This window comes from Bacillus sp. FSL K6-1003 (assembly GCF_037964945.1).
GTDB classification, from domain to species: Bacteria; Bacillota; Bacilli; order Bacillales; family Bacillaceae; genus Bacillus; species Bacillus mojavensis.
Map to the genome: position 1 here is coordinate 194308 of NZ_CP150176.1, position 21670 is coordinate 215977.

General features: G+C 38.5%; 15 protein-coding genes, 1 tRNA gene and 1 pseudogene. 16 read left to right on the plus strand and 1 reads right to left on the minus strand.

Annotation, left to right across the window (positions count from 1 at the left end):
* The first annotated feature begins 3 nt into the window (after window positions 1–3).
* From NSU16_RS01115 to NSU16_RS01170, 12 genes and pseudogenes are all read left to right on the plus strand, one after another.
* Window positions 4–75 (plus strand) — tRNA-Gln (locus NSU16_RS01115).
* 229 nt (window positions 76–304) lie between these two features.
* Entirely contained in the window at window positions 305–868 is a 564-nt protein-coding gene (gene sigW, locus NSU16_RS01120) for an RNA polymerase sigma factor SigW (RefSeq protein ID WP_010332813.1), read from the plus strand.
* Between the two features lie 13 nt (window positions 869–881).
* A complete protein-coding gene (rsiW, locus tag NSU16_RS01125; protein ID WP_339191871.1) occupies window positions 882–1508 on the plus strand; it encodes an anti-sigma-W factor RsiW in 627 nt (208 codons plus the stop codon).
* A 161-nt stretch (window positions 1509–1669) separates the two neighbouring features.
* On the plus strand, window positions 1670–2491 hold the full coding sequence (gene cdaA, locus NSU16_RS01130) for a diadenylate cyclase CdaA (RefSeq protein WP_010332815.1): 822 nt from the start codon (window positions 1670–1672) through the stop codon (window positions 2489–2491).
* Window positions 2484–3938 (plus strand): YbbR-like domain-containing protein, encoded by a 1455-nt coding sequence (locus tag NSU16_RS01135; RefSeq protein WP_339179363.1) that lies wholly within the window; start codon window positions 2484–2486, stop codon window positions 3936–3938. The genes cdaA and NSU16_RS01135 overlap by 8 nt, the downstream gene beginning before the upstream one ends.
* Before the next feature lie 18 nt (window positions 3939–3956).
* The gene (glmM, locus tag NSU16_RS01140; protein WP_339191872.1) at window positions 3957–5303 is read left to right on the plus strand and encodes a phosphoglucosamine mutase; all 1347 of its coding nucleotides are present in this window, start codon (window positions 3957–3959) and stop codon (window positions 5301–5303) included.
* A gap of 429 nt (window positions 5304–5732) precedes the next feature.
* Window positions 5733–7535: a glutamine--fructose-6-phosphate transaminase (isomerizing) gene (glmS, locus tag NSU16_RS01145; RefSeq protein ID WP_010332818.1), complete on the plus strand. Its 1803-nt coding sequence runs from the start codon at window positions 5733–5735 to the stop codon at window positions 7533–7535.
* Window positions 7536–7723: 188 nt separating this feature from the next.
* Window positions 7724–8815, plus strand: coding sequence for a DUF4238 domain-containing protein (locus NSU16_RS01150; protein ID WP_339191873.1), 1092 nt, complete (start codon window positions 7724–7726; stop codon window positions 8813–8815).
* Window positions 8816–9276: 461 nt separating this feature from the next.
* Window positions 9277–9552, plus strand: coding sequence for a hypothetical protein (locus tag NSU16_RS01155; protein WP_339191874.1), 276 nt, complete (start codon window positions 9277–9279; stop codon window positions 9550–9552).
* Window positions 9553–9564: 12 nt separating this feature from the next.
* A complete protein-coding gene (locus NSU16_RS01160; protein ID WP_339191875.1) occupies window positions 9565–10770 on the plus strand; it encodes an MBL fold metallo-hydrolase in 1206 nt (401 codons plus the stop codon).
* Window positions 10771–10782: 12 nt separating this feature from the next.
* Window positions 10783–13935, plus strand: a complete 3153-nt coding sequence (locus NSU16_RS01165; RefSeq protein WP_339191877.1) for a trypsin-like serine protease — start codon at window positions 10783–10785, stop codon at window positions 13933–13935.
* Between the two features lie 105 nt (window positions 13936–14040).
* Window positions 14041–14181 (plus strand): annotated as a pseudogene (locus NSU16_RS01170) (hypothetical protein).
* 253 nt (window positions 14182–14434) lie between these two features.
* Here NSU16_RS01170 and NSU16_RS01175 read toward each other — a convergent pair.
* Window positions 14435–15346, minus strand: a complete 912-nt coding sequence (locus tag NSU16_RS01175) for a DNA-3-methyladenine glycosylase (protein ID WP_339191878.1) — start codon at window positions 15344–15346, stop codon at window positions 14435–14437.
* Between the two features lie 283 nt (window positions 15347–15629).
* Between NSU16_RS01175 and NSU16_RS01180 the strand changes: the two genes are divergently transcribed.
* From NSU16_RS01180 to NSU16_RS01195, 4 genes are all read left to right on the plus strand, one after another.
* A complete protein-coding gene (locus tag NSU16_RS01180; RefSeq protein ID WP_286059148.1) occupies window positions 15630–16268 on the plus strand; it encodes a bifunctional transcriptional activator/DNA repair enzyme AdaA in 639 nt (212 codons plus the stop codon).
* Window positions 16252–16785 (plus strand): methylated-DNA--[protein]-cysteine S-methyltransferase, encoded by a 534-nt coding sequence (gene adaB, locus NSU16_RS01185; RefSeq protein ID WP_339191879.1) that lies wholly within the window; start codon window positions 16252–16254, stop codon window positions 16783–16785. The genes NSU16_RS01180 and adaB overlap by 17 nt, the downstream gene beginning before the upstream one ends.
* Before the next feature lie 691 nt (window positions 16786–17476).
* On the plus strand, window positions 17477–18994 hold the full coding sequence (locus NSU16_RS01190) for an NADH dehydrogenase subunit 5 (protein WP_339191880.1): 1518 nt from the start codon (window positions 17477–17479) through the stop codon (window positions 18992–18994).
* A gap of 14 nt (window positions 18995–19008) precedes the next feature.
* Complete coding sequence (locus NSU16_RS01195) at window positions 19009–21624, plus strand: YbcC family protein (protein ID WP_339191881.1); 2616 nt, start codon at window positions 19009–19011, stop codon at window positions 21622–21624.
* Window positions 21625–21670 lie beyond the last annotated feature (46 nt).

Consider the following 21670-nt stretch of genomic DNA (forward strand, 5'->3'; position numbering starts at 1 on the left):
TATTGGGCTATAGCCAAGCGGTAAGGCAACGGACTTTGACTCCGTCATGCGTTGGTTCGAATCCAGCTAGCCCAGTCACAGACACCTTTGACCAAAAGGTGTCTTTTTTCTTTTTGAAAAATCCTTCCAACTTCTAACTGTTCAGTCTGTGTAATAATTTTAAAAATATGTTAAGGTAGTTTATTCACGAATTGCCATCTACACCCTGCCAAAAATTTGTTAAACTTATTTTATAAAAAAATTGAAACCTTTAGAAACGAAGCTCGTATACATACAGACCGGTGAAGGCAGAGGTTAGATAAATATGGAAATGATGATTAAAAAGAGAATTAAGCAAGTCAAAAAAGGCGATCAAAATGCATTTGCGGACATCGTAGATATTTACAAGGATAAAATTTATCAGCTTTGCTACCGTATGCTTGGCAATGTGCATGAGGCGGAAGATATCGCACAAGAGGCTTTCATCAGAGCGTATGTCAATATCGACAGTTTTGATATCAACCGGAAATTTTCAACTTGGCTTTATCGAATTGCGACCAACTTGACCATTGACCGCATTCGCAAAAAGAAGCCGGATTATTACCTCGATGCAGAAGTGGCGGGTACAGAAGGCTTGACGATGTATTCCCAAATCGCCGCAGATGGAGTTTTGCCTGAAGATGCAGTCGTATCGCTGGAGCTTTCACACACGATTCAGCAGAAAATTTTAAAGCTTCCTGACAAATATAGAACTGTCATCGTGTTGAAGTATATTGATGAACTCTCATTAATTGAAATCGGCGAGATTCTGAACATTCCTGTGGGAACGGTAAAAACACGGATTCACAGAGGCAGAGAGGCTCTTAGAAAACAATTAAGGGATCTTTAAGTGGGGTGATGAAATGAGCTGTCCTGAACAAATTGTGCAGCTTATGCATATGCATCTTGATGGAGATATCCTTCCGAAAGATGAACATGTATTAAAAGAACACCTGGAGGCATGCGAGGAATGCAGAAAGCATTTTTATGAGATGGAAAAATCCATCGCGCTCGTCCGGAGCACATCGCATGTCGAAGCCCCCGCCGATTTTACCGCTAACGTCATGGCGAAATTGCCTAAGGAGAAGAAAAGAGCTTCTGTGAAAAGATGGTTCAGATCCCATCCGGTTATCGCGGCTGCTGCGGTATTCATCATTTTGATGGGCGGAGGGTTGTTAAACAGCTGGCACAATGACCATAACTTCAGCGTGTCGAAGCAGCCGAATCTGGTCGTGCACAACAACACTGTGATCGTGCCTGAAGGTGAGACGATCAAAGGTGATGTCACCGTCAAAAACGGCAAGCTAATTATTAAAGGGAAAATAGATGGGGATGTAACCGTTGTAAACGGAGAAAAGTATATGGCCTCTGCTGGACAAGTCACCGGTCAAATAGAGGAGATTAATCAATTATTCGACTGGACATGGTATAAAATGAAGTCTGCGGGGAAAAGTGTATTCAATGCATTAGACCCGAACGGAGAAGAGTAAAGCGTGTGGTGCGCTTTACTCTTTTTTAAGGTTCTCAAACGGCTGGCATATTTCACTTGCCAAAACGAAATGTGGTATAATGGGCTCGCTATGTAAAGTACATATGCGTAACACATGAAACTTCAAAATACGAAATGACTGAATTCTTGGAGGACGAGGAAATGGCTTTTGAGGATATCCCTTTTTTGCAGTACCTCGGCAATGCCGTTGATATTCTCCTTGTTTGGTATGTGATATATAAACTGATTATGGTGATACGCGGCACGAAGGCGGTTCAGCTCTTAAAAGGAATCGTTGTAATCGTGCTTGTCCGTATGGCCAGTCAATATTTGGGCCTCGGCACGCTTCAGTGGCTGATGGACCAAGCGATAACATGGGGATTTTTAGCAATTATTATTATCTTTCAGCCTGAGCTGAGAAGAGCGCTTGAACAGCTTGGACGGGGCCGTTTCTTCTCGAGGAGCGGCACGCCTGTTGAGGAAGCGCAGCAGAAAACAATTGAGGCTATAACGAAAGCCATCAATTATATGGCGAAACGCCGGATCGGCGCCCTTTTAACCATTGAGCGGGATACGGGTATGGGGGATTATATTGAAACGGGCATTCCTTTAAATGCAAAGGTCAGCTCTGAGCTCTTAATCAATATTTTTATCCCGAATACACCGCTTCATGACGGAGCGGTCATTATGAAAAATAATGAAATTGCCGCTGCCGCCTGTTATCTGCCGCTTTCTGAAAGCCCGTTCATTTCAAAAGAACTGGGAACGCGGCACAGGGCTGCTGTCGGAATCAGTGAAGTTACAGACAGTTTGACGATTATCGTGTCTGAAGAGACCGGTGGCGTCAGTGTGGCGAGGAATGGCGACCTTCACAGAGAGCTGACGGAAGAAGCGCTGAAAGAAATGCTTGAAGCAGAGTTTAAGAAGAACACCAGAGAGACTTCTTCTAACCGCTGGTATTGGAGGGGCAAGAAAAATGGATAAATTCTTAAACAACCGCTGGGCTGTGAAAGTCATTGCGCTGCTTTTCGCGCTCTTGCTTTATGTAGCGGTTAATAGCAACCAAGCACCAACTCCGAAAAAACCCGGTGAATCATTTTTTCCGACATCTACAACTGATGAAGCAACACTGACTGATATACCGGTTAAAGCGTATTACGATGATGAAAATTATGTCGTAACGGGCGTTCCGCAAACGGTGAATGTCACGATAAAAGGCTCGACAAGCGCCGTGAAGAAGGCGAGACAGACAAAGAATTTTGAAATATACGCGGATATGGAGAAGCTGAAAACCGGCACACATAAGGTCGAGCTTAAGGCCAAAAACGTGTCGGATGGGCTGACGATATCCATTAACCCATCCGTAACGACCGTCACCATTCAAGAACGCACGTCAGAAAGCTTTCCTGTTGAAGTGGAGTACTACAACAAAAGCAAGATGAAAAAAGGCTATTCTCCGGAGCAGCCGATTGTCAGTCCTAAAAATGTACAGATTACCGGTTCTAAAGCCGTGATTGATAATATTTCTCTTGTGAAAGCTTCGGTAAACCTGGAAAATGCAGATGAAACGATTGAAAAGGAAGCGAAAGTGACTGTCTATGATAAAGACGGGAACGCGCTTCCTGTCGATGTGGAGCCCTCGGTCATCAAAATTACCGTTCCGGTGACAAGTCCGAGTAAAAAAGTGCCCTTTAAAATCGAGCGGACAGGAAGCCTTCCTGACGGGGTCAGCATAGCGAATATCGAATCAAGCCCCAGTGAGGTGACGGTTTACGGCTCGCAGGATGTCTTGGATTCTCTTGAATTTATAGACGGCGTCAGCTTAGATTTAAGCAAAATCAAAAAGGATACCGATATCGAGGCTGATATTCCGCTTCCTGACGGCGTCAAAAAAATCTCGCCGTCAAAGGTGACGTTGCATATAGAAGTAGATAGCGAAGCGGATCACACATTTGAGAATGTCCCTATTAAGACTGTAGGGCTGAGCAGCTCACAGAATATAGAATTTCTGGATCCAAAGTCACAAACGATAGACGTGACGGCCAAAGGCTCTCCCGGCAACATAAAAAAACTGCAGAAATCAGACATAGAATTATATGTGAATGTATCTGATTTAGATGACGGAGAGCACAGTGTGAAGCTTGAAGTAAACGGGCCTCAAAATGTAACCTGGTCCTTGGGACAGAAAAACGCAAAAATCAAGCTTACGTCGAAAAAAACGAATACGACAACAAAAGATAACAGCAATACGACGTCAGGGAACCAGGATGACACTGATGACAAGACGAATGACAAAGAGAATAATCAGCGAGAAGATACAACGAACAGCGATAAAAACAGTGATGATCAAAAACAAGACGAAAACCAAGATCAAAATCAGGATCAGAATGAAGATGAATCAAATACAGGTTCACAATCTTCATCAGAATAAAAAAGGAGCGATTATAAAATGGGCAAGTATTTTGGAACAGATGGTGTAAGAGGTGTTGCCAACAGCGAGCTTACGCCTGAGCTGGCCTTTAAAGTCGGACGTTTCGGCGGGTATGTGCTGACAAAAGATAAACAACGTCCAAAAGTGCTGATAGGCCGCGATACACGCATCTCCGGCCATATGCTGGAGGGAGCCCTTGTCGCCGGACTTTTATCAATTGGCGCAGAAGTGATGCGTCTGGGAGTCATTTCTACCCCTGGTGTTTCCTATTTAACGAAAGCGATGGATGCAGAGGCTGGCGTCATGATTTCTGCTTCTCATAATCCAGTGCAGGATAACGGAATCAAGTTCTTTGGAGGAGACGGATTTAAGCTTTCTGATGAACAGGAGGCTGAAATCGAGCGTCTGATGGATGAACCGGAGGATAAGCTGCCAAGACCAGTTGGCGCCGATTTGGGACTTGTAAACGACTATTTTGAAGGCGGCCAAAAATACCTGCAATTCTTAAAACAGACTGCTGACGAAGATTTTACAGGCATTCATGTTGCGCTGGATTGCGCACACGGAGCGACGTCATCACTGGCGACACACTTGTTTGCCGATTTAGACGCCGATGTGTCGACAATGGGAACTTCTCCGAACGGATTAAATATCAATGACGGAGTCGGATCGACCCATCCTGAAGCGCTCAGTGCGTTTGTAAAAGAGAAAAATGCTGATATCGGCCTTGCGTTCGACGGCGACGGCGACCGCCTGATCGCAGTCGACGAAAAAGGAAATATCGTTGACGGCGACCAAATCATGTACATATGCTCAAAATACCTGAAATCAGAGGGCCGCTTAAAGGACGATACGGTTGTTTCCACTGTCATGAGCAACCTCGGTTTCTATAAAGCGCTTGAAAAAGAAGGGATAAAAAGCGTTCAGACGGCTGTGGGTGACCGCTACGTGGTTGAGGCGATGAAAAAAGAGGGCTACAATGTCGGCGGAGAACAGTCCGGCCACTTAATTTTCCTTGATTACAACACAACAGGGGACGGATTATTGTCCGCTATTATGCTGATGAATACATTAAAAGCGACAGGCAAGTCGCTTTCAGAGCTTGCGGCTGAAATGCAGAAGTTTCCGCAGCTTTTAGTCAATGTGAGAGTAACTGATAAATATAAAGTCGAAGAAAATGAAAGAGTAAAAGCTGTTATTTCTGAGGTTGAAAAAGAAATGAACGGCGACGGCCGGATTTTAGTGCGCCCATCTGGCACTGAACCGCTCGTTCGTGTCATGGCTGAAGCGAAGACGAAAGAACTGTGTGATGACTATGTTAATCGCATTGTTGAAGTCGTCCGGTCAGAAATGGGATTAGAGTAACGAAATCTTTAAACAGAGAGCGAACAAGACAAGTGCGACTCACATATGATAATTGTGAGACAGGCGGCAAAGTTGTTTAAAAAACAATTGACCATTCTTGGCACATGCTGTAAAATCAAGCTTGTCTTGTTCTTGTTTTCTCGAGGCAGGAAAGACGGGATTTTGTTTCACTTATAATTATAGCGCCCGAACTAAGCGCCCGAAAAAAGGCTTAGTTGACGAGGATGGAGGTTATCGATTTTTCGGCGGATGCCTCCCGGCTGAGTATACAGATCACAGCCGTAAGGATTTCTTCAAACCAAGGAGGCGACTCCTTGCACAAAGGGAAATCACATGATCTTCCATAAAACATGTAGGAGGGGACGATTGAAAGTCCCCTTGAAAAATGACTTTCTTCGTCTCCTTTTACAATCTTAGGAGGAAGAAATTATGTGTGGAATCGTAGGTTATATCGGTCAGCTTGATGCGAAGGAAATTTTGCTGAAAGGGTTAGAGAAGCTTGAGTACCGCGGCTATGACTCTGCGGGTATCGCAGTTGCCAACGAACAGGGGATCCATGTGTTTAAAGAAAAAGGACGCATTGCCGATCTTCGTGAGGTTGTGGATGCCAATGTTGGAGCCAAAGCAGGAATTGGCCATACTCGCTGGGCAACACACGGCGAACCAAGCTATCTAAACGCTCACCCGCATCAAAGCGCACTGGGCCGCTTTACACTTGTTCATAACGGCGTGATCGAAAACTACGTTCAGCTAAAACAGGACTTTTTACAAGATGTAGAGCTCAAAAGTGACACCGATACAGAGGTAGTCGTTCAAGTAATCGAGCAATTTGTCAACGGAGGACTTGATACAGAAGAAGCGTTCCGCAAAACACTTACACTGTTAAAAGGCTCTTATGCAATTGCTTTATTCGATAACGACAACAGAGAAACGATTTTTGTAGCGAAAAACAAAAGCCCTCTATTAGTTGGACTTGGAGATACATTTAACGTCGTGGCGTCTGATGCGATGGCAATGCTTCAAGTCACAAACGAATATGTAGAGCTGATGGATAAAGAAATGGTTATCGTCACTGATGATCAAGTTGTCATCAAAAACCTTGATGGCGACGTTATTTCACGTGCGTCTTATATCGCTGAGCTGGATGCCAGTGATATCGAAAAAGGCACGTACCCTCACTACATGTTGAAAGAAACGGATGAGCAGCCAGTTGTTATGCGCAAAATCATCCAAACGTATCAAGATGAAAACGGCAAACTGTCTGTCCCTGGCGATATCGCTGAGGCTGTAGCGGAAGCGGACCGCATCTATATCATTGGCTGCGGAACGAGCTACCATGCAGGACTTGTCGGTAAACAATATATTGAAATGTGGGCAAACGTGCCGGTTGAAGTGCATGTAGCGAGTGAATTCTCTTACAACATGCCGCTTCTGTCTAAGAAACCGCTCTTTATTTTCCTTTCTCAAAGCGGAGAAACAGCTGACAGCCGCGCGGTTCTTGTTCAAGTCAAAGCACTCGGACACAAAGCGCTGACGATCACAAACGTACCGGGATCAACGCTTTCCCGTGAAGCTGACTACACATTGCTGCTTCATGCAGGCCCTGAAATTGCTGTTGCTTCAACGAAAGCATACACTGCACAGATCGCTGTTCTTGCGGTTCTTGCATCTGTAGCTGCTGATAAAAATGGCATTGATATCGGATTTGACCTCGTCAAAGAACTCGGAATCGCGGCAAACGCAATGGAAGCCCTTTGCGACCAGAAAGACGAAATGGAAATGATCGCCCGTGAATATCTGACTGTATCCAGAAACGCTTTCTTCATCGGACGCGGACTCGACTACTTCGTATGTGTCGAAGGCGCACTGAAGCTGAAAGAGATTTCTTACATCCAGGCAGAAGGCTTTGCCGGCGGAGAACTGAAGCACGGCACGATTGCCTTGATCGAACAAGGTACACCAGTATTCGCACTGGCAACACAAGAGCACGTAAATCTAAGCATCCGCGGAAACGTCAAAGAAGTTGCCGCTCGCGGAGCCAACACATGCATCATCTCACTGAAAGGCCTAGACGATGCGGATGACAGATTCGTACTACCGGAAGTAAACCCAGCGCTTGCTCCGTTGGTATCTGTTGTTCCATTGCAGCTGATCGCTTACTATGCTGCACTGCATCGCGGCTGTGATGTTGATAAACCGCGTAACCTTGCGAAGAGTGTTACTGTGGAGTAATAAATGTTTAACCCCTTTGGATAAGTGTTAAGTGATAATAAAGTCGTTTAAAAGATAATAAAGTTGTTTAAAATAAAGTCGGTGCTAAAGGTTGATTAGTATCGGCTTTTATTTTTTGCTGTAAAATAAAACTAAGTAATTTTAACTGCAGGTATTTTACAATATAGTGAAAATTAGGAGGGGAATATATGACACAGTTTGATCCAAATTGGAGTTCATACTCTGAAAAGCACCACCTCGTGCCGAATACTTATTTAAAAGCTTGGAAACATAACAAATCTTTGGTCTATTACATAGATAAACAAAAAAGTAAGATTGATTTTGCTAGTGAAGATTATATTAAAAATACAAGTCGGATTTTTCGAATTAATAATTTTTACTCTAGAAGAGTAGGTGCCTTATTTCAAAGTCAATCAGATTGTGATAAATATTTTACACCCTTAAAATCTTACAAGTACACGGTGAAAATAAATGGAATTGGAGTAGTAGATTCTACTGAATTAAATAAAAAATTTTATGAGTATGAAAATTGGGCTATATATGATGATACAAATAATTTAATTTCAGAATTTGATAAATATGCTTTAAAAAAGGAGATTCAAGCTATACATATTAGAGACTTAGAGGAAGCTTGGAATCGAATGTATGAGAATAATTGGCCCGATGTGCGAAGTGAAATTGTAGCAGAAGTAAATAAAAACTTTGGCGCTGATAAAATATCAAGTGTGAGACGTGAAGAGTTCATTCGTTTTATGGTATCTATTGAATGGAGAACTGAACCTGCACATCCAGTACTAGAAGAAGCATTTAATAACCTCATCAATTTACTTGATTTGTCAATAGTTTTAGATGAACCACTGCTAGATAGTGAAAAGATGTATCCTTTCATTGATACGCATAGAGAAGAATTTAAGCATAATTTATTATTAAGTATGTACTATAAATTTTTTAACAATAAAGGTCCAATATATGAAGAATTTAAGCATATTTACGATACGATGGACATACATTTGTTAATCCCCGAAAGCGGATACGAGTTTATTACATCTGATAATCCAGTATGTCGTTTTACAAATAGCAGGAACGAACTCGAATATATTTTTCCTATAACTCCTCAATTAGCTTGTACTGTACTTAAAAGTAAATCAGTAGACAAAGAGCATTATTTTGTACGTAATCTAAATAAGGATGAAGTATTATTGTATAATGATCAAATTAAGAATAATTGTAGTAAAGGTTATATACTTCACCAACCTCATTTAAATATGTATTTTAAATAAAATTAGAAATATTTTACAATTAAACACTCTTTCGCTTATAATTATATAAGCGAAAGAGTGTTTTCTGTTCAATTCATTAATTATGCAAATTGATATCTGAGTTGAAACTTAAGAAGGTGGTAAGGTGGCGAAGCGTAAAAATAATTGGACTGAAGCTAAAATGAAAGCTCTCCCTGCCCTCTACCCTCTTTAACTAAAGAAGAAGAATGGCTTAAGCTGATAGAAGAAAATAACGAATTCAGTATTACTGATCTTAGAAAAAGAAATAAGAGTCTTTACGATTGGCTTTACAGGAATCATCAGAAATGGTTAAAGAAAAATTCACCTAAAAAACTTAGATCTTCACCTGTAAACCAAATGGTGAACTGGCATAAAAGAGATCTAGAATTGTTAAATGAAGTAACAGAAGTGGTAAAATATTTATATGAACAAGAAAAACCCCTATTGTAAATAAGTCTAGAGTGGGTAAAACGGTAGGTAAGCTTTCCTTAATTGAGAAAAATTTAAATAAACTTCCCAAAACTAAGCTATTTCTAGAAAGTCACGTAGAGTCTAGAGAGGATTATCAAATTAGACTTCTTAAATGGGCGTGTAAAGAAGTTTATAAACAGGATAGAGAATTTGTGAGAAGATGGAGAGTTATAGGTCACGCTGGAATACGAGACAATATTAGTGAGAGAGTTGAAAAAAGCTTTACAAAAAGAAATAGAGATATAAAACAAACTTTAAAGATCTAGGGGGTATAAGGTTTGATTAAAGTTAGAATGTATCCAGCGAAAAATGGGGACTGTTTTTTGATTTCATTAGGTGAACAGAACAAAAAACACATACTTATAGATTGCGGATATACGGAAACATACGAAAGGTTTCTTAAGCCAGATTTAATTAAAATAAATGAAGCTGGAGAAAAGCTTAATTTAATGATTATCACTCATATTGATGCAGATCATATTTTAGGGGCTATTAGATTTATTGAAGATAATAATAAGAATCAATTTATATCTATAGATGAGGTTTGGCATAATAGCTATAGACACTTACAAGAAAATGAAAAGGGAGATTTTAAATTATCTAAGCAAGAAGAAGATATACTAAAAGGTCAAATTTCTTTAGGTAAGTCGTACATTGAACGTGATTCACAAGAGGGAATCGATCATACGGAAATCAGTATGAAACAAGGCTCTACATTAGGAGCGCTACTGTTAAAGGGAAACTATAGATGGAACTCAAGTTTTATGGGAAAAGCAGTAACATTAGAAAATAAGGAAAAAGTTGAAATAGAGAATGTGGCTATAAGAATTCTCTCGCCTAACAAAAGTAAGTTAAGCAAGTTAGAGAAAAAATGGATAAAAGAATTAAGGGGTAAAAAATGGAATTTTAAAATTAATGAGAATGAACTATTTGACGACGCCTATGAATTTATGTTGTTAATGGATAAAGAAGTGATTATTGATCATTCTGAGGTTTCTAGAAAGGGTGAAGAAAGAGATAAAATAAAAATTGAAGAGGCTGTAAAAGCAAGAACCCCAATAGATACCTCAGAGATAAATGGCTCCTCAATAGGTATCCTACTACAATTCAATGAAAAAAAGATGCTGTTCCTAGGTGATGCTCACCCCGATATTATTTGTGATGGTCTAAAAAACTCAAAAGAATTTGATTTTGATTTGGTAAAAGTACCTCACCACGGCAGTAAAAAAAATATGACTACTGAATTAGCAAATCTGTTAAAATCTAAAATATTTTTAGTTTCAACAAACGGTGTTAAGCATCAACATCCGGACATTGAATCTATTGCTAAGATTATATCTTTAAACCCATTAGAGCAGAAGAGAATTTACTTTAATTATGAAACAGATTTATTAAGACAAATTGATAGAGATCAAATATTACAAAAATATAATTGTGAATTAATTATGGGGTCAGGCGAAGTACCGGTAGACGTGAAGCTATAGGGGGGAGTAACTATGGATTTTGGCTATAGATTAGCTGTGCCTAAAATTAAATGTAAGGAAGTTATTTCTAGTGGGATTTTAGTTACCAAAAACAAGGTTATTACTGCTATGCACGCAATCAATCCTTATCTGTTGAAAGAAACACAAGTAATAGAAGTTATATTTACAAATGAAAGAGGTGACGAGCATACATTATTAGCAAGGCCTTTGATTCCAAAAAAAGATGAGTGGGAATATTTTCAAATAATAGCTTTAGAATTAGAAGAGAATATTGAGGATATTAGTATATTAGAGTGTGCTGATTATAAGTTTAACAGTCCTACAGAATGTTGTACATATGGCTATCCAGCAGTTAGTGAAACGAAAGGAACTTCAATTGATTTAGAAATTAGGGACGAGCTTAAAGGGTTTACAAAATTTTATAGTAGCTGGAATTTAGATGTCAAAGTGAAAGGCGACCTTATTAAGGATTACAAAGGCTGTTCTGGGGGACCTTTGTTATACAAAGATGTAGTAGTTGGGGTAATGCTAGCACAAAGTAGGGAAAATGGTGAGGCTAGTAGATTAAACGCAGTAAGTTTATACATCTATAATGATTATTTAAAAAGTATTGAAATTCCAATTAAACAAAAAGTATATAATCTTACCTATGAAGATTATTTGCTTTCTAAAAAAGAAGATTTACATAGTCAGCTAGAAAATAATTTAAGAAGGAACGTGGAAGAAGCCGCTATAAATCCATTGGGATTCCCTATCAAGATACAGGGAACAGGAAATACTTCAGTTACATATGATTTCACTCAATTATTAGAAGGTAACGATTCAGCATTAATACTATCTAAGCCTGGTGGAGGTAAAACGTATCTGTTAGGGATGTTAATGTTAGAGATAATTGATAGTCCAATTTTATCTACAGGGAAAATTCCTATTATGCTAAAGGCGAAGGATTGGTATAGAGAATATGAAAATGTAGTTGATGGGATAAAGGGGGAGCTAAGGTACAGTGTGCCTAGTATCACTGAAGAGAAAATTCTTCGAGAATTGAAAGAAGGCAATCTTATATTATTTATAGATGGATTAGATGAAGTGATAAATAATAAAGATTTGTTAATCAAAGATATAAAACGCCTTAATCAATTTAGAAACCTAAAGATTATCATTACTTGCCGAGAACAAAATTATCATAACGAGTTTTATAATTTATTTAGTGAGTACAAACTTCAACCTTTAACAGATGAGCAGATAATAGAGTACGCTACAGCTGTGTTCAATGAGGAAATTACTTATCCGTTTGTACATTATTTAAAGTCAAGTCTAAAAGATCTTGTAGAAAACCCATTGTTCTTATATATGACAGTACAAATTATGAAAAATGTGACCAATAAAAAAATCCCCAAAAATAAATCAGAGCTTTACGATATTTTTATTGAGTACTTTATGCAACAACGATTGTTACAAAACATAGTAGTTGAAGAAATACACTTTGATCTACAGGTTAAAAAAGATATATTAGCTGAATATGCTTACCGCACTTTCAGAAATGTAAGCCAACCTATTAGTTTTCGAGAAGTTGCTAGTAACTATATACCTTCTGAAGATTTATCCTTATTGAAAAAAGAATTAGTGAAAACAGGAGTTTTAATTGAAGAACAAAGTCGTTTAGATTTCTTTCATCCATCTATAGAGGAATATTTTGCAGCATTAAAAGTTTCTAAAATGAGTAATGAGGAAATTGTTAATTATACTCAAAATTATCACTCAAATGAAGGGTATATAGAAATATTTAAATTTGTTTCAGGGTTACTAAGGAACTCAAAGTGTCAAAATGTTCTTTTAGATAAGTTAGAAGAAATAAATCTATACCTATATAGAAAATGTTTAGAATCGAGATTTAATTTTAAAAATACCTTGGAAGAAATGTGGACACAACAATATTTAAAAGATTATTTCAAGCAATTAAGAAAAAGTTATCTAAATATAATAGACAATTTCTTTAAAGATATAAAGAAAGAGTTTTATCCTTGGCGTGAAGCATCAACACAAGAGTTTATAAACCTGATAGATGATGAGGAAGTTACAATCGTAGGCGCTTTGAATACAGATACCTTATCACTAAGTGTAGAGTTTTCTTACGGTAAAAAAGAAGATAATGTAATAATTAGAGAAAATATTACTCCTCCTAGTTTTACAAATCAGGACAGTGAAGGAAACGTAGTGAATATTCCTGTACGTACTTTTAATACCAGAAATCATTGGTATTTTAATTTAGAAGCTACAGACTTAGGGCTAGACTCTTCTAGAGAGGTTGCAATGTATGTTATAAAAAAACAGTTAAAAGAAATGATAGATAAACAAGAACTCTTTGAATACGAAGCACCAGAGAGTTTAGTGCCATCTATAGAGTATGTATTGAAAAAGTTACCACCTCAATATTTTTCAATTAATAATAATGGTGTAAGGGAACCGGTAAGTTTATATAAACATTCTGCTGAAACTATAATTAACGTATTATTATTTGGAGACAACATAGCAACATTTGCAAAATTACAAGGAGAATACAAAACCCCGAAGAGTAGAGAAGTTTTTTCACTTATTTATATGTTGATTGAACTTACTAAAAAGCAAACAAAATTCCATCAATATTTACTACCTACAGAAGATTTAGATCGTGATTTTTCTAAGATAGATAAGGAAAAGCATTGGGTTTGGAATTTTTGGAGTAAAGAGCGATTAGTAGAAAGATTAAGCAAGTTTTTTGAGTTTAAACAAATTGCATATAGAACACTAGTGGAGAATTGCTTCTCAAATGTGAGCGAGCATATGTCATTCTATTCAATGGGACCTGTCAGGTTTCATATTGGGTTGAAGACAGATGAAAAAACTCTTGGTGGTATCAACTATATATGGGAACCAGTTGAATCTATTACAGATGCTAAACCTCTTATTGAAAATAAAGAAGAAGAACATTGGGATTACGAAAGCTTTGTTGCTGAAGAAGCTAAATTGGATAAAGCTCTCAGAAGATTAAATCGAAAATTTATAAATGGAACGCTTCGCTCAAGTAGTGTATTAATGCATTATATTATTGATGATCAAAAATTGAGAAAGGATGTTTATAAACAAGTTTTAAGAGATTTAGAATATGTACTTGGAAAACTAAACTAAAATTAAACAACTTTAAGGATCCTTTCTATGCTCTAGGTATAGAAAGGATCTTATTTTTTGAACTAAAATTAAACAACTTTATTATTAGTAAATAGGGGTGTTTTTATGTCCAAAAGAGAAAGAACGTCTACAGTGGAAAAATAGATTAAAGAAGTTGATGGTACAGGACCCGACTATCGATCGGCCATGGCTATAGATTTAAGATGTTTCCTCATTAGGTCGGTCAATCAGGTTAAAAGGCATTAAGACTTTTGCCTAACTGAGTTTTCTGATGTTAATACAGATATAAGAGAGCAGTTCCCATTAAGATACGCTTTTGATAGCAGTTGGAATAAAGCATGCAAGAAATCTGAAAACCTGAGAGCCTATTGGAATGATAACGTGTTTTTTTATTGTCAATTAATAAAGGCAAAGAATTCTTGAAGTCGTACGCACAAGCATTAGGTTTTAAAGTTCATTCTTTTTTTATTGAGTACATTCCGGTTTAAGTTGAAATGATTCAGTAAAGGACACGCCACAAATAAAAGGTAGCGTATGATTCCCATTTTTTCCATGGTAACGATATTTCTAAGATTTCATCTTTCGTAGGTTTTCGGTTCATATTACGTAATAATTTAATCGAATTCATAAGTCCCACATCATCGATTGGAAAAGCTGTCTGGAACCTAAGACAGCGCATCAGAACATAATTGGCTGTCCAAGGGCCGATTCCTCGTATTTTAATTAAGTTTTTTTCAGCATCTTTAACGTTCATTTTCATGAATTTTTCCCTCGATAATTCTCCACTTTCCATTAATCTGGCAATTCCAATGATATATTCACTTTTTTTTACCGTCATTTTAATATCTGCTAGGTCGGTAGTTGTTAACCGTGCAATTCGTTCGTACGGTGGGAACACCCAATACTTTTTACCATTCCATTCGATAGAATCGCCAAATCCTTCTACAAATTGCTTCTTTAAGGAGTACGCGAAGGCTAAGTTAATTTGTTGCCCTAAAACGCCCCAACATAAAGCCTCAAATAAATCGGGAATGCCGATAACGCGTAATCCATAAAATTTTCGGGCAGGCATTTTAAGTAATGGATCTGCTTTTGCCATTTCATAAAATGGTGTTAAATCGTTATCCAGATCAAACCATTCATGAATATATTTTACAATCTCTTCCCGTTTCCACTTTTCAATAGGTCTAGAATCGTTTAGGAATTGAACAACCATTTGTTTATTATTGATTACGCTTATCTGTACTAAGGAGCGAATTTCCCCTATGGCAATAACCTTTGTAATGATATCGTTCTCTATTTCATACATGCATTCATTTTTTTCCCTAGTTAGATAGCCTAGGTTAACATTCATGTCGAAATCTTCAGGTAATGTAATGACAATAACGTCATTGACTTCATGCCATGTCACTTATTCATTCTCCTTATCTTAAATAATTATAAGAAAACTCACACTGATTGAAATTTTACTTTATCACATAATAAGCTTTACTCATTTTGTTATCTTGCTATTACATTCTAACCACCTTATTTTTTTCTATTTATGAGGTTATAGTGTAGTTATCAAGAATGCTAAACGGGAGTAGATAAAAATGGCCCAAGATATAAAAAACACGTGTCGAATATTTAAATTGGAATTAAATTTAAAATGAATTAGATGAGTAGGGAGTATATTGTAAGGAGAGGTGAGATAAATGCCGGATAGTATCAATAACGGACATAAAGAGAGCCATGACCATAGAATTTCGAATGATGTAGAAATAATAAAAGATGAACAGTGGCAAGCAATTATAAATAATGATGCAGCGTACAATAATCAATTTTTATATGCTGTAAAGTCGACAGGGATATTCTGTAAACCATCCTGTAAATCTCGCGTTCCGAAAAAAGAGAATGTATGCATCTTTCCAAACGCAGAACAAGCTCTCCGCGCAAATTTTCGCCCTTGTAAACGTTGCAAGCCCACTAATGAAAATCTGCCTGATAGCGAGTGGGTTGATTTCATTACTGAATACATTGATAAAAATTTCACAGAAAAATTAACTCTAGAATCGTTAGCAAATATTTGTCATGGGAGTCCGTATCATATGCATCGAACATTTAAAAAGATTAAAGGCATAACGCTGGTTGAGTATATACAACAAGTTAGAGTACACGCGGCCAAAAAGTATTTGATTCAAACAAATAAAGCGATTGGGGATATCGCCATATGTGTGGGTATGGCCAACGCGTCTTATTTTATTACCTTATTTAAAAAGAAAACTGGACAGACACCAGCACAATTTCGTCAAATGAGTAAAGTGGAGGAAACGTACAATGGAAACAAAGAGTAAACCAACCCTTTATTGGTCTTTACTAATGTTTAAGGATTGGAATTTGTATATTGCTTCAACGTCAAAGGGGCTTGTGTTTGTAGGTTCACAGAACAAACCATTCGAGGAATTGTTCGAATGGGCTAAGAAACGCTTTCCAGGAAGTCCTCTTGTTGAAGATGATGAAAAGCTTGATCCCTATGTCGTTGAAATTACTCAGTATCTAGAAGGAAACCGGAAAAACTTTACTGTTCCAATTGAGTACGTGGGTACGACATTTCAGCTAGCAGTCTGGAATGCACTTTGTGAGATCCCTTATGGACAAACGAGATCCTATTCCGACATTGCAAATCATATAAATAAACCCGCAGCTGTTCGAGCTGTAGGCGCCGCTATTGGGGCTAATCCGGCATTAATTACTGTACCGTGCCATCGTGTAATAGGAAAGAATGGCTCATTAACTGGCTATCGGGGTGGATTTGAAATGAAGACACTGCTCCTCGATCTGGAAAAGCAAGCTTCATCTAGCAGTGGTTAATAAAATGAGTTTTAATGTAAGAACAGTTACTATGCTTTTTAAAACCAGGAGTTATGTAAATGTCTTAGTTCATTTAAACCAGCGATGCAGGAGCTACCATTATTTCATGGGTTAATAGAATGGTAGATATAATGAGCCTTGGTTAAATGTTCAGGATGTATCTTCAGAGGGAAGGAAGGGTTTGATACGTCATTCTCTGTATTCCAACAGCTTGACAACTTTTAAAATTTAGCATATCTTATATGTAACTTAATAATCGGCGCAGATGTTGATTTTCGTTTGTTAAAATAATTAGGACTTTAGCATCCTTTTAATATTTATTTTTAATCTTGACTGGATGAAAAAGTATCTAATAAACAAAGAAGAGAAACATAAATCGTTTGATTTTATAATTAAAGGACGAAATAAAGGTTTTAACGATGACTTCTTTAGAGGAAGTTAAAACATAGCATAAAGTAAAATGACCCATAATAAGGTAGCTCTTCAAAAAACTTCGCAGAAGTTAGTTGAAGTGAAGCCGACAAATTTCAAGATTCAATGATCTAGCATAATCATTGAAATTTTGAAGTTGTCGGCTTTTTTGTTGGGAAAAAATGGAGATAGATAAAAATTGTATTAAATAATAGAAAAAAATGATCTGATTTAAAGGTCTTTTGAACAATAACGAGATCTAAAAAAGGGAGAAGTTAGAATGTTAGTTTCGCTGAGCTTATCATCATTATTAACATTATTTTTTATTACACTTATTGCTTCTGGGATAAGTGGACTATTGTTTTTACATCCACGCGTACCCTCGAGTTATGTCCGCATTCATATTGGTATTTTGGCTTTACCGCCTTTGGTTTCCTTAGTGAATTTTGCCAAAAAGAGTGTGGAAGGAAATGTTGGCCCTTGGCACTTCGATTCCTTAGCTTGGTTAATGACTTTCTTTGTTTTGACAATTGGTTTAATCATTCAGCGTTTTTCTGTACGTTACTTAATGGGAGACCGATCTTATCGAAAATATTTTACGCTTTTTACTTTCACTACAGGTGCTGCTTCAATTGCATGGTTAAGTGGTGATCTCCGCTTGATGGTTCTATTTTGGGGAGCCACTCTTGTCGGTTTAACCCTGCTTATAAGGCTGAACAGTGCTTGGCAAGTGGCCAGTGAAGCAGCCAAGGTTTCTGGTCGCTTATTTTTGGTAAGTTGGTTTTCTTTGTGTTTCGCGATGGTTTGGCTTTTTCAAGTTACAGGTCAATGGCAGTTATCATTGGTTTTAACAAATGAAAGCTTATCTCAATTTGGGGCATGGGAGAGAACAGGGATTAATCTATTGATTGTATTAGCAGTGATGATTCCTGCGGCTCAATGGCCATTCCAAAGATGGTTAATTGAGTCTATTGTTGCTCCAACTCCTGTTTCTGCGATTATGCATGCAGGTTTAGTAAATGCAGGCGGGATCATACTGGCTCGATTTTCTCCTTTATTTAATGGAGGTATAGCTTCGATTATTTTACTTATGCTTGCTAGCATCTCAGTATTGATTGGAACTGGCATTAGTTTAGTCCAGGTTGATTATAAACGCCAGCTAGTAGGCTCCACGATTGCACAAATGGGGTTCATGCTCATTCAGTGCGCATTAGGAGCCTATATCGCAGCCATTATTCATCTTATTTTACATGGTTTATTCAAAGCTACGTTGTTTTTACAGGCTGGTTCGGCAGTACGGCGTCATGAAGTATCAACTCGCGCTAATAAAGGAACATCCTATTTATGGATCATGGCTGGTCGGGTTTTATCCTTAGGTATAGGCGTTGCTTTTTGGCTCGCTGCTCCTGGAGAGGGGTATCAATTCATTAGTGCGCTGATCTTAGGGTGGTCATTGTCCGTTTCTTGGACTCAGCTTGTAGCTTTTGGAGAGGGAAGATTGGGTCGAATTGCCGGCTTAACATGTTTAGGCGGAGCAGCCTTTGTTTATTTTATCATTCATAACCTCTTCTATAAGTGGCTGCATACAAGCGTTTTTCAAAGTGTTCAACCTCCAATGTCAGCTGTCATCATTGTCGTATGTCTCTTACTATTTGGCAGTGCTTTAGGTACTTGGGTTGCTCGTCATCGTTCTTCCGTTTTCTCCGCGGTGATCTATCTTTGGTTAGTGCGTTTAGGTGAAGCAAAACCAAAGTCAGTAGAGAGTCACCCAGACTACCTTAAACAATATTTATCATAAGGAGCTAATCAGAGATGGGCATTACATCCGTATTAACGAAAGAAAATGTAAAAAACAAAGATACAGATATTGATGTTCAAGAAAGTGATATTCACGTTTTAATTACATCTGCCAGCCGAGTCATTGCGCCACTCTGGCCTATTTCTACATTTGCTGCACGTAATCCGTGGATGGGACTTGAAAACCAACCTTTTGATCAGGTTGCAAGCTGGCTGAAAAATACTCGTGATGTTGATATATACCCTAGTGTGTCTATGATCCGTTCAGCAAAGAATAAAGGCGAGATTGATGAAGACTTTTTGGAAATGGGGCTACAGCGTTGGCTTGATTCACATTCTTTTAACATCCCACGGGACGTGGCAGAGCGATTTTGTCATGCTGGATTAAAATTAGAACCACTGCCTTCCAACCTTTTATCATCACATAAGCTGGAGCAATTGGTGAATGAATGCAGTGGACTGGATCATATCGAGAATGTTTTTATGCAACCAATCAGTTCGTATATCGAGAATCAGGATGGTGATAGGTTAGTCAATATACTGGATCACCATGTTATTAAGTGGTCTAAATTATATCTTGATGACTCTCAAGCAGGTTGGACAATGCCAAATCGTGAGGAAGGTTTCTATCGTGCCTGGCATCATCTCATTCAATATGATCCAGCACTTAGTAAAAAGCAGCGTGAAAGATTAAAAGGCTGGCCGCAAGAGGCACACTTGGCTCTACAAGAAGCGTTATTTGCGCTAGAAATCCCCGAATCAGAAATCCAGCGTTATCTTGAAGGTCATTTACTTTCCTTACCTGGATGGGCAGGGATGATGCTATGGCGCTCTCAACAATCGAGCCATGAACATGCACTCCTAACAGAATATTTAGCAGTTCGAATATCAATGGAGTGGGCCCTTATAAAGCCATATTTACCTTTCACTAATAAACGATCTGAGAAAAACGTTTCGATTCCTCCCCTTTTAGCAGCTTGGATTCACTGGGGGGGACTTACATTAGAGGAATGGTCACAGATGTCGGCCGATGAACAAAACGAATATTTATCATTTGCCTACAGCTTTGATGAGAAACTTCGCAGGAAACTTTGGTTAGAAGCTTGGGAACAAACATACACTGATCGATTAAGTCAGAAGATCATCTCGAAGCAACGTGAAACCAACGGTAAAAAATCTGCATTAGCTCAATTAGCATTCTGCATCGATGTCCGATCAGAACCTTTTCGTCGTCAACTGGAAAAAGAAGGGCCGTTTGAAACGATTGGTATGGCTGGTTTCTTCGGGGTGCCAATTGCAACTTGTGAACTTGGCAGTAAACACAGTCATGCCTCCTTGCCGATCATACAAAAACCACAACATAAAGTTAAAGAGTTTGTAGATGAAGATGTACTCGAAAAATACAACCAACGAACGCAAGCGTTTCATTCTTTAAGCCATACATTTAAAACGATGAAGCAGAATGTGCTTTCGAACTTACTACTGCCTGAGCTAAGCGGACCTTGGCTTACTCTGCAAATGGCAGCCCGTAGCTTTGTGCCAAGAAAGGCGGGTCGTTTCATTCGTCATCTCCGTGAGGCTTGGTTGCGCAAACCTGATACAAAACTCTCGCTTCATCATGATGCTACAGAGGCAGAAATACCTTTGGGTTTTACTGATGAAGAAAAAGTAAACTATGCTCGCCAAGCATTAAAAATGATGGGGTTAACAGAGAATATCGCCCCATTGGTCGTGATTTGCGGACATGGCAGCCAAAGCACCAATAATCCTTATGCCGCTGCTCTTGATTGTGGTGCCTGCGGTGGAGCGGCCGGTGGATTCAATGCAAGAGTTTTAGCTGCTTTATGTAATCTTTCAGAGGTAAGAGAAGCTCTATTAACTGAAGGAATGAAAATCCCTGAGGATACGGTTTTTGCTGCTGCTGAACATAATACAACGGTGGATGAATTACACTGGCTTTATGTACCAGAGCTTTCCGAAGCTGCACAGGAAGCATTTGACCATATTGAAGCTATTATGCCGAAAGTGAGACATAACGTTAATGCAGAACGTCTGGCTCAATTACCGAATGTCCAATCGAAACTTAAAAACCCGAAGGCTGAGGCACACCGATTTGCGGAAGATTGGAGTGAGATACGTCCGGAATGGGGACTGGCTCGTAATGCCGCTTTTATTATCGGCCAACGTGAACTCACTCAGGATTGTGATTTGGAAGGAAGAGCCTTTCTTCATAATTATGATTGGAAGCAGGATGAAAACGGTGAACTCCTAGCAAATATTATCGCAGGACCTGGAACTGTGGCCCAATGGATTAATTTACAATATTACGCATCAACAGTAGCACCTCATTATTATGGCAGCGGAAATAAAGCAACTCAAACCGTGACTGCAGGTCTCGGAGTTATGCAGGGGAATGCAAGTGACTTGTTAGCCGGACTGCCTTGGCAATCCGTCATGCAATCAGATCATGAGGCTTATCATTCTCCTCTTCGTTTGTTGATTGTCATTCAAGCACCTAGACAGCATGTAGAACGGTTATTAGATAATGACCCAGTATTTCAGCAGAAAGTTCAAAATGGATGGGTTCGACTGGCTAGTATTGATCCAGAAGGATGTTGGGAAAGCTGGTAATTATAATTCTAAACAGTTATCAAATGGATTTGTTACTCAATATAAA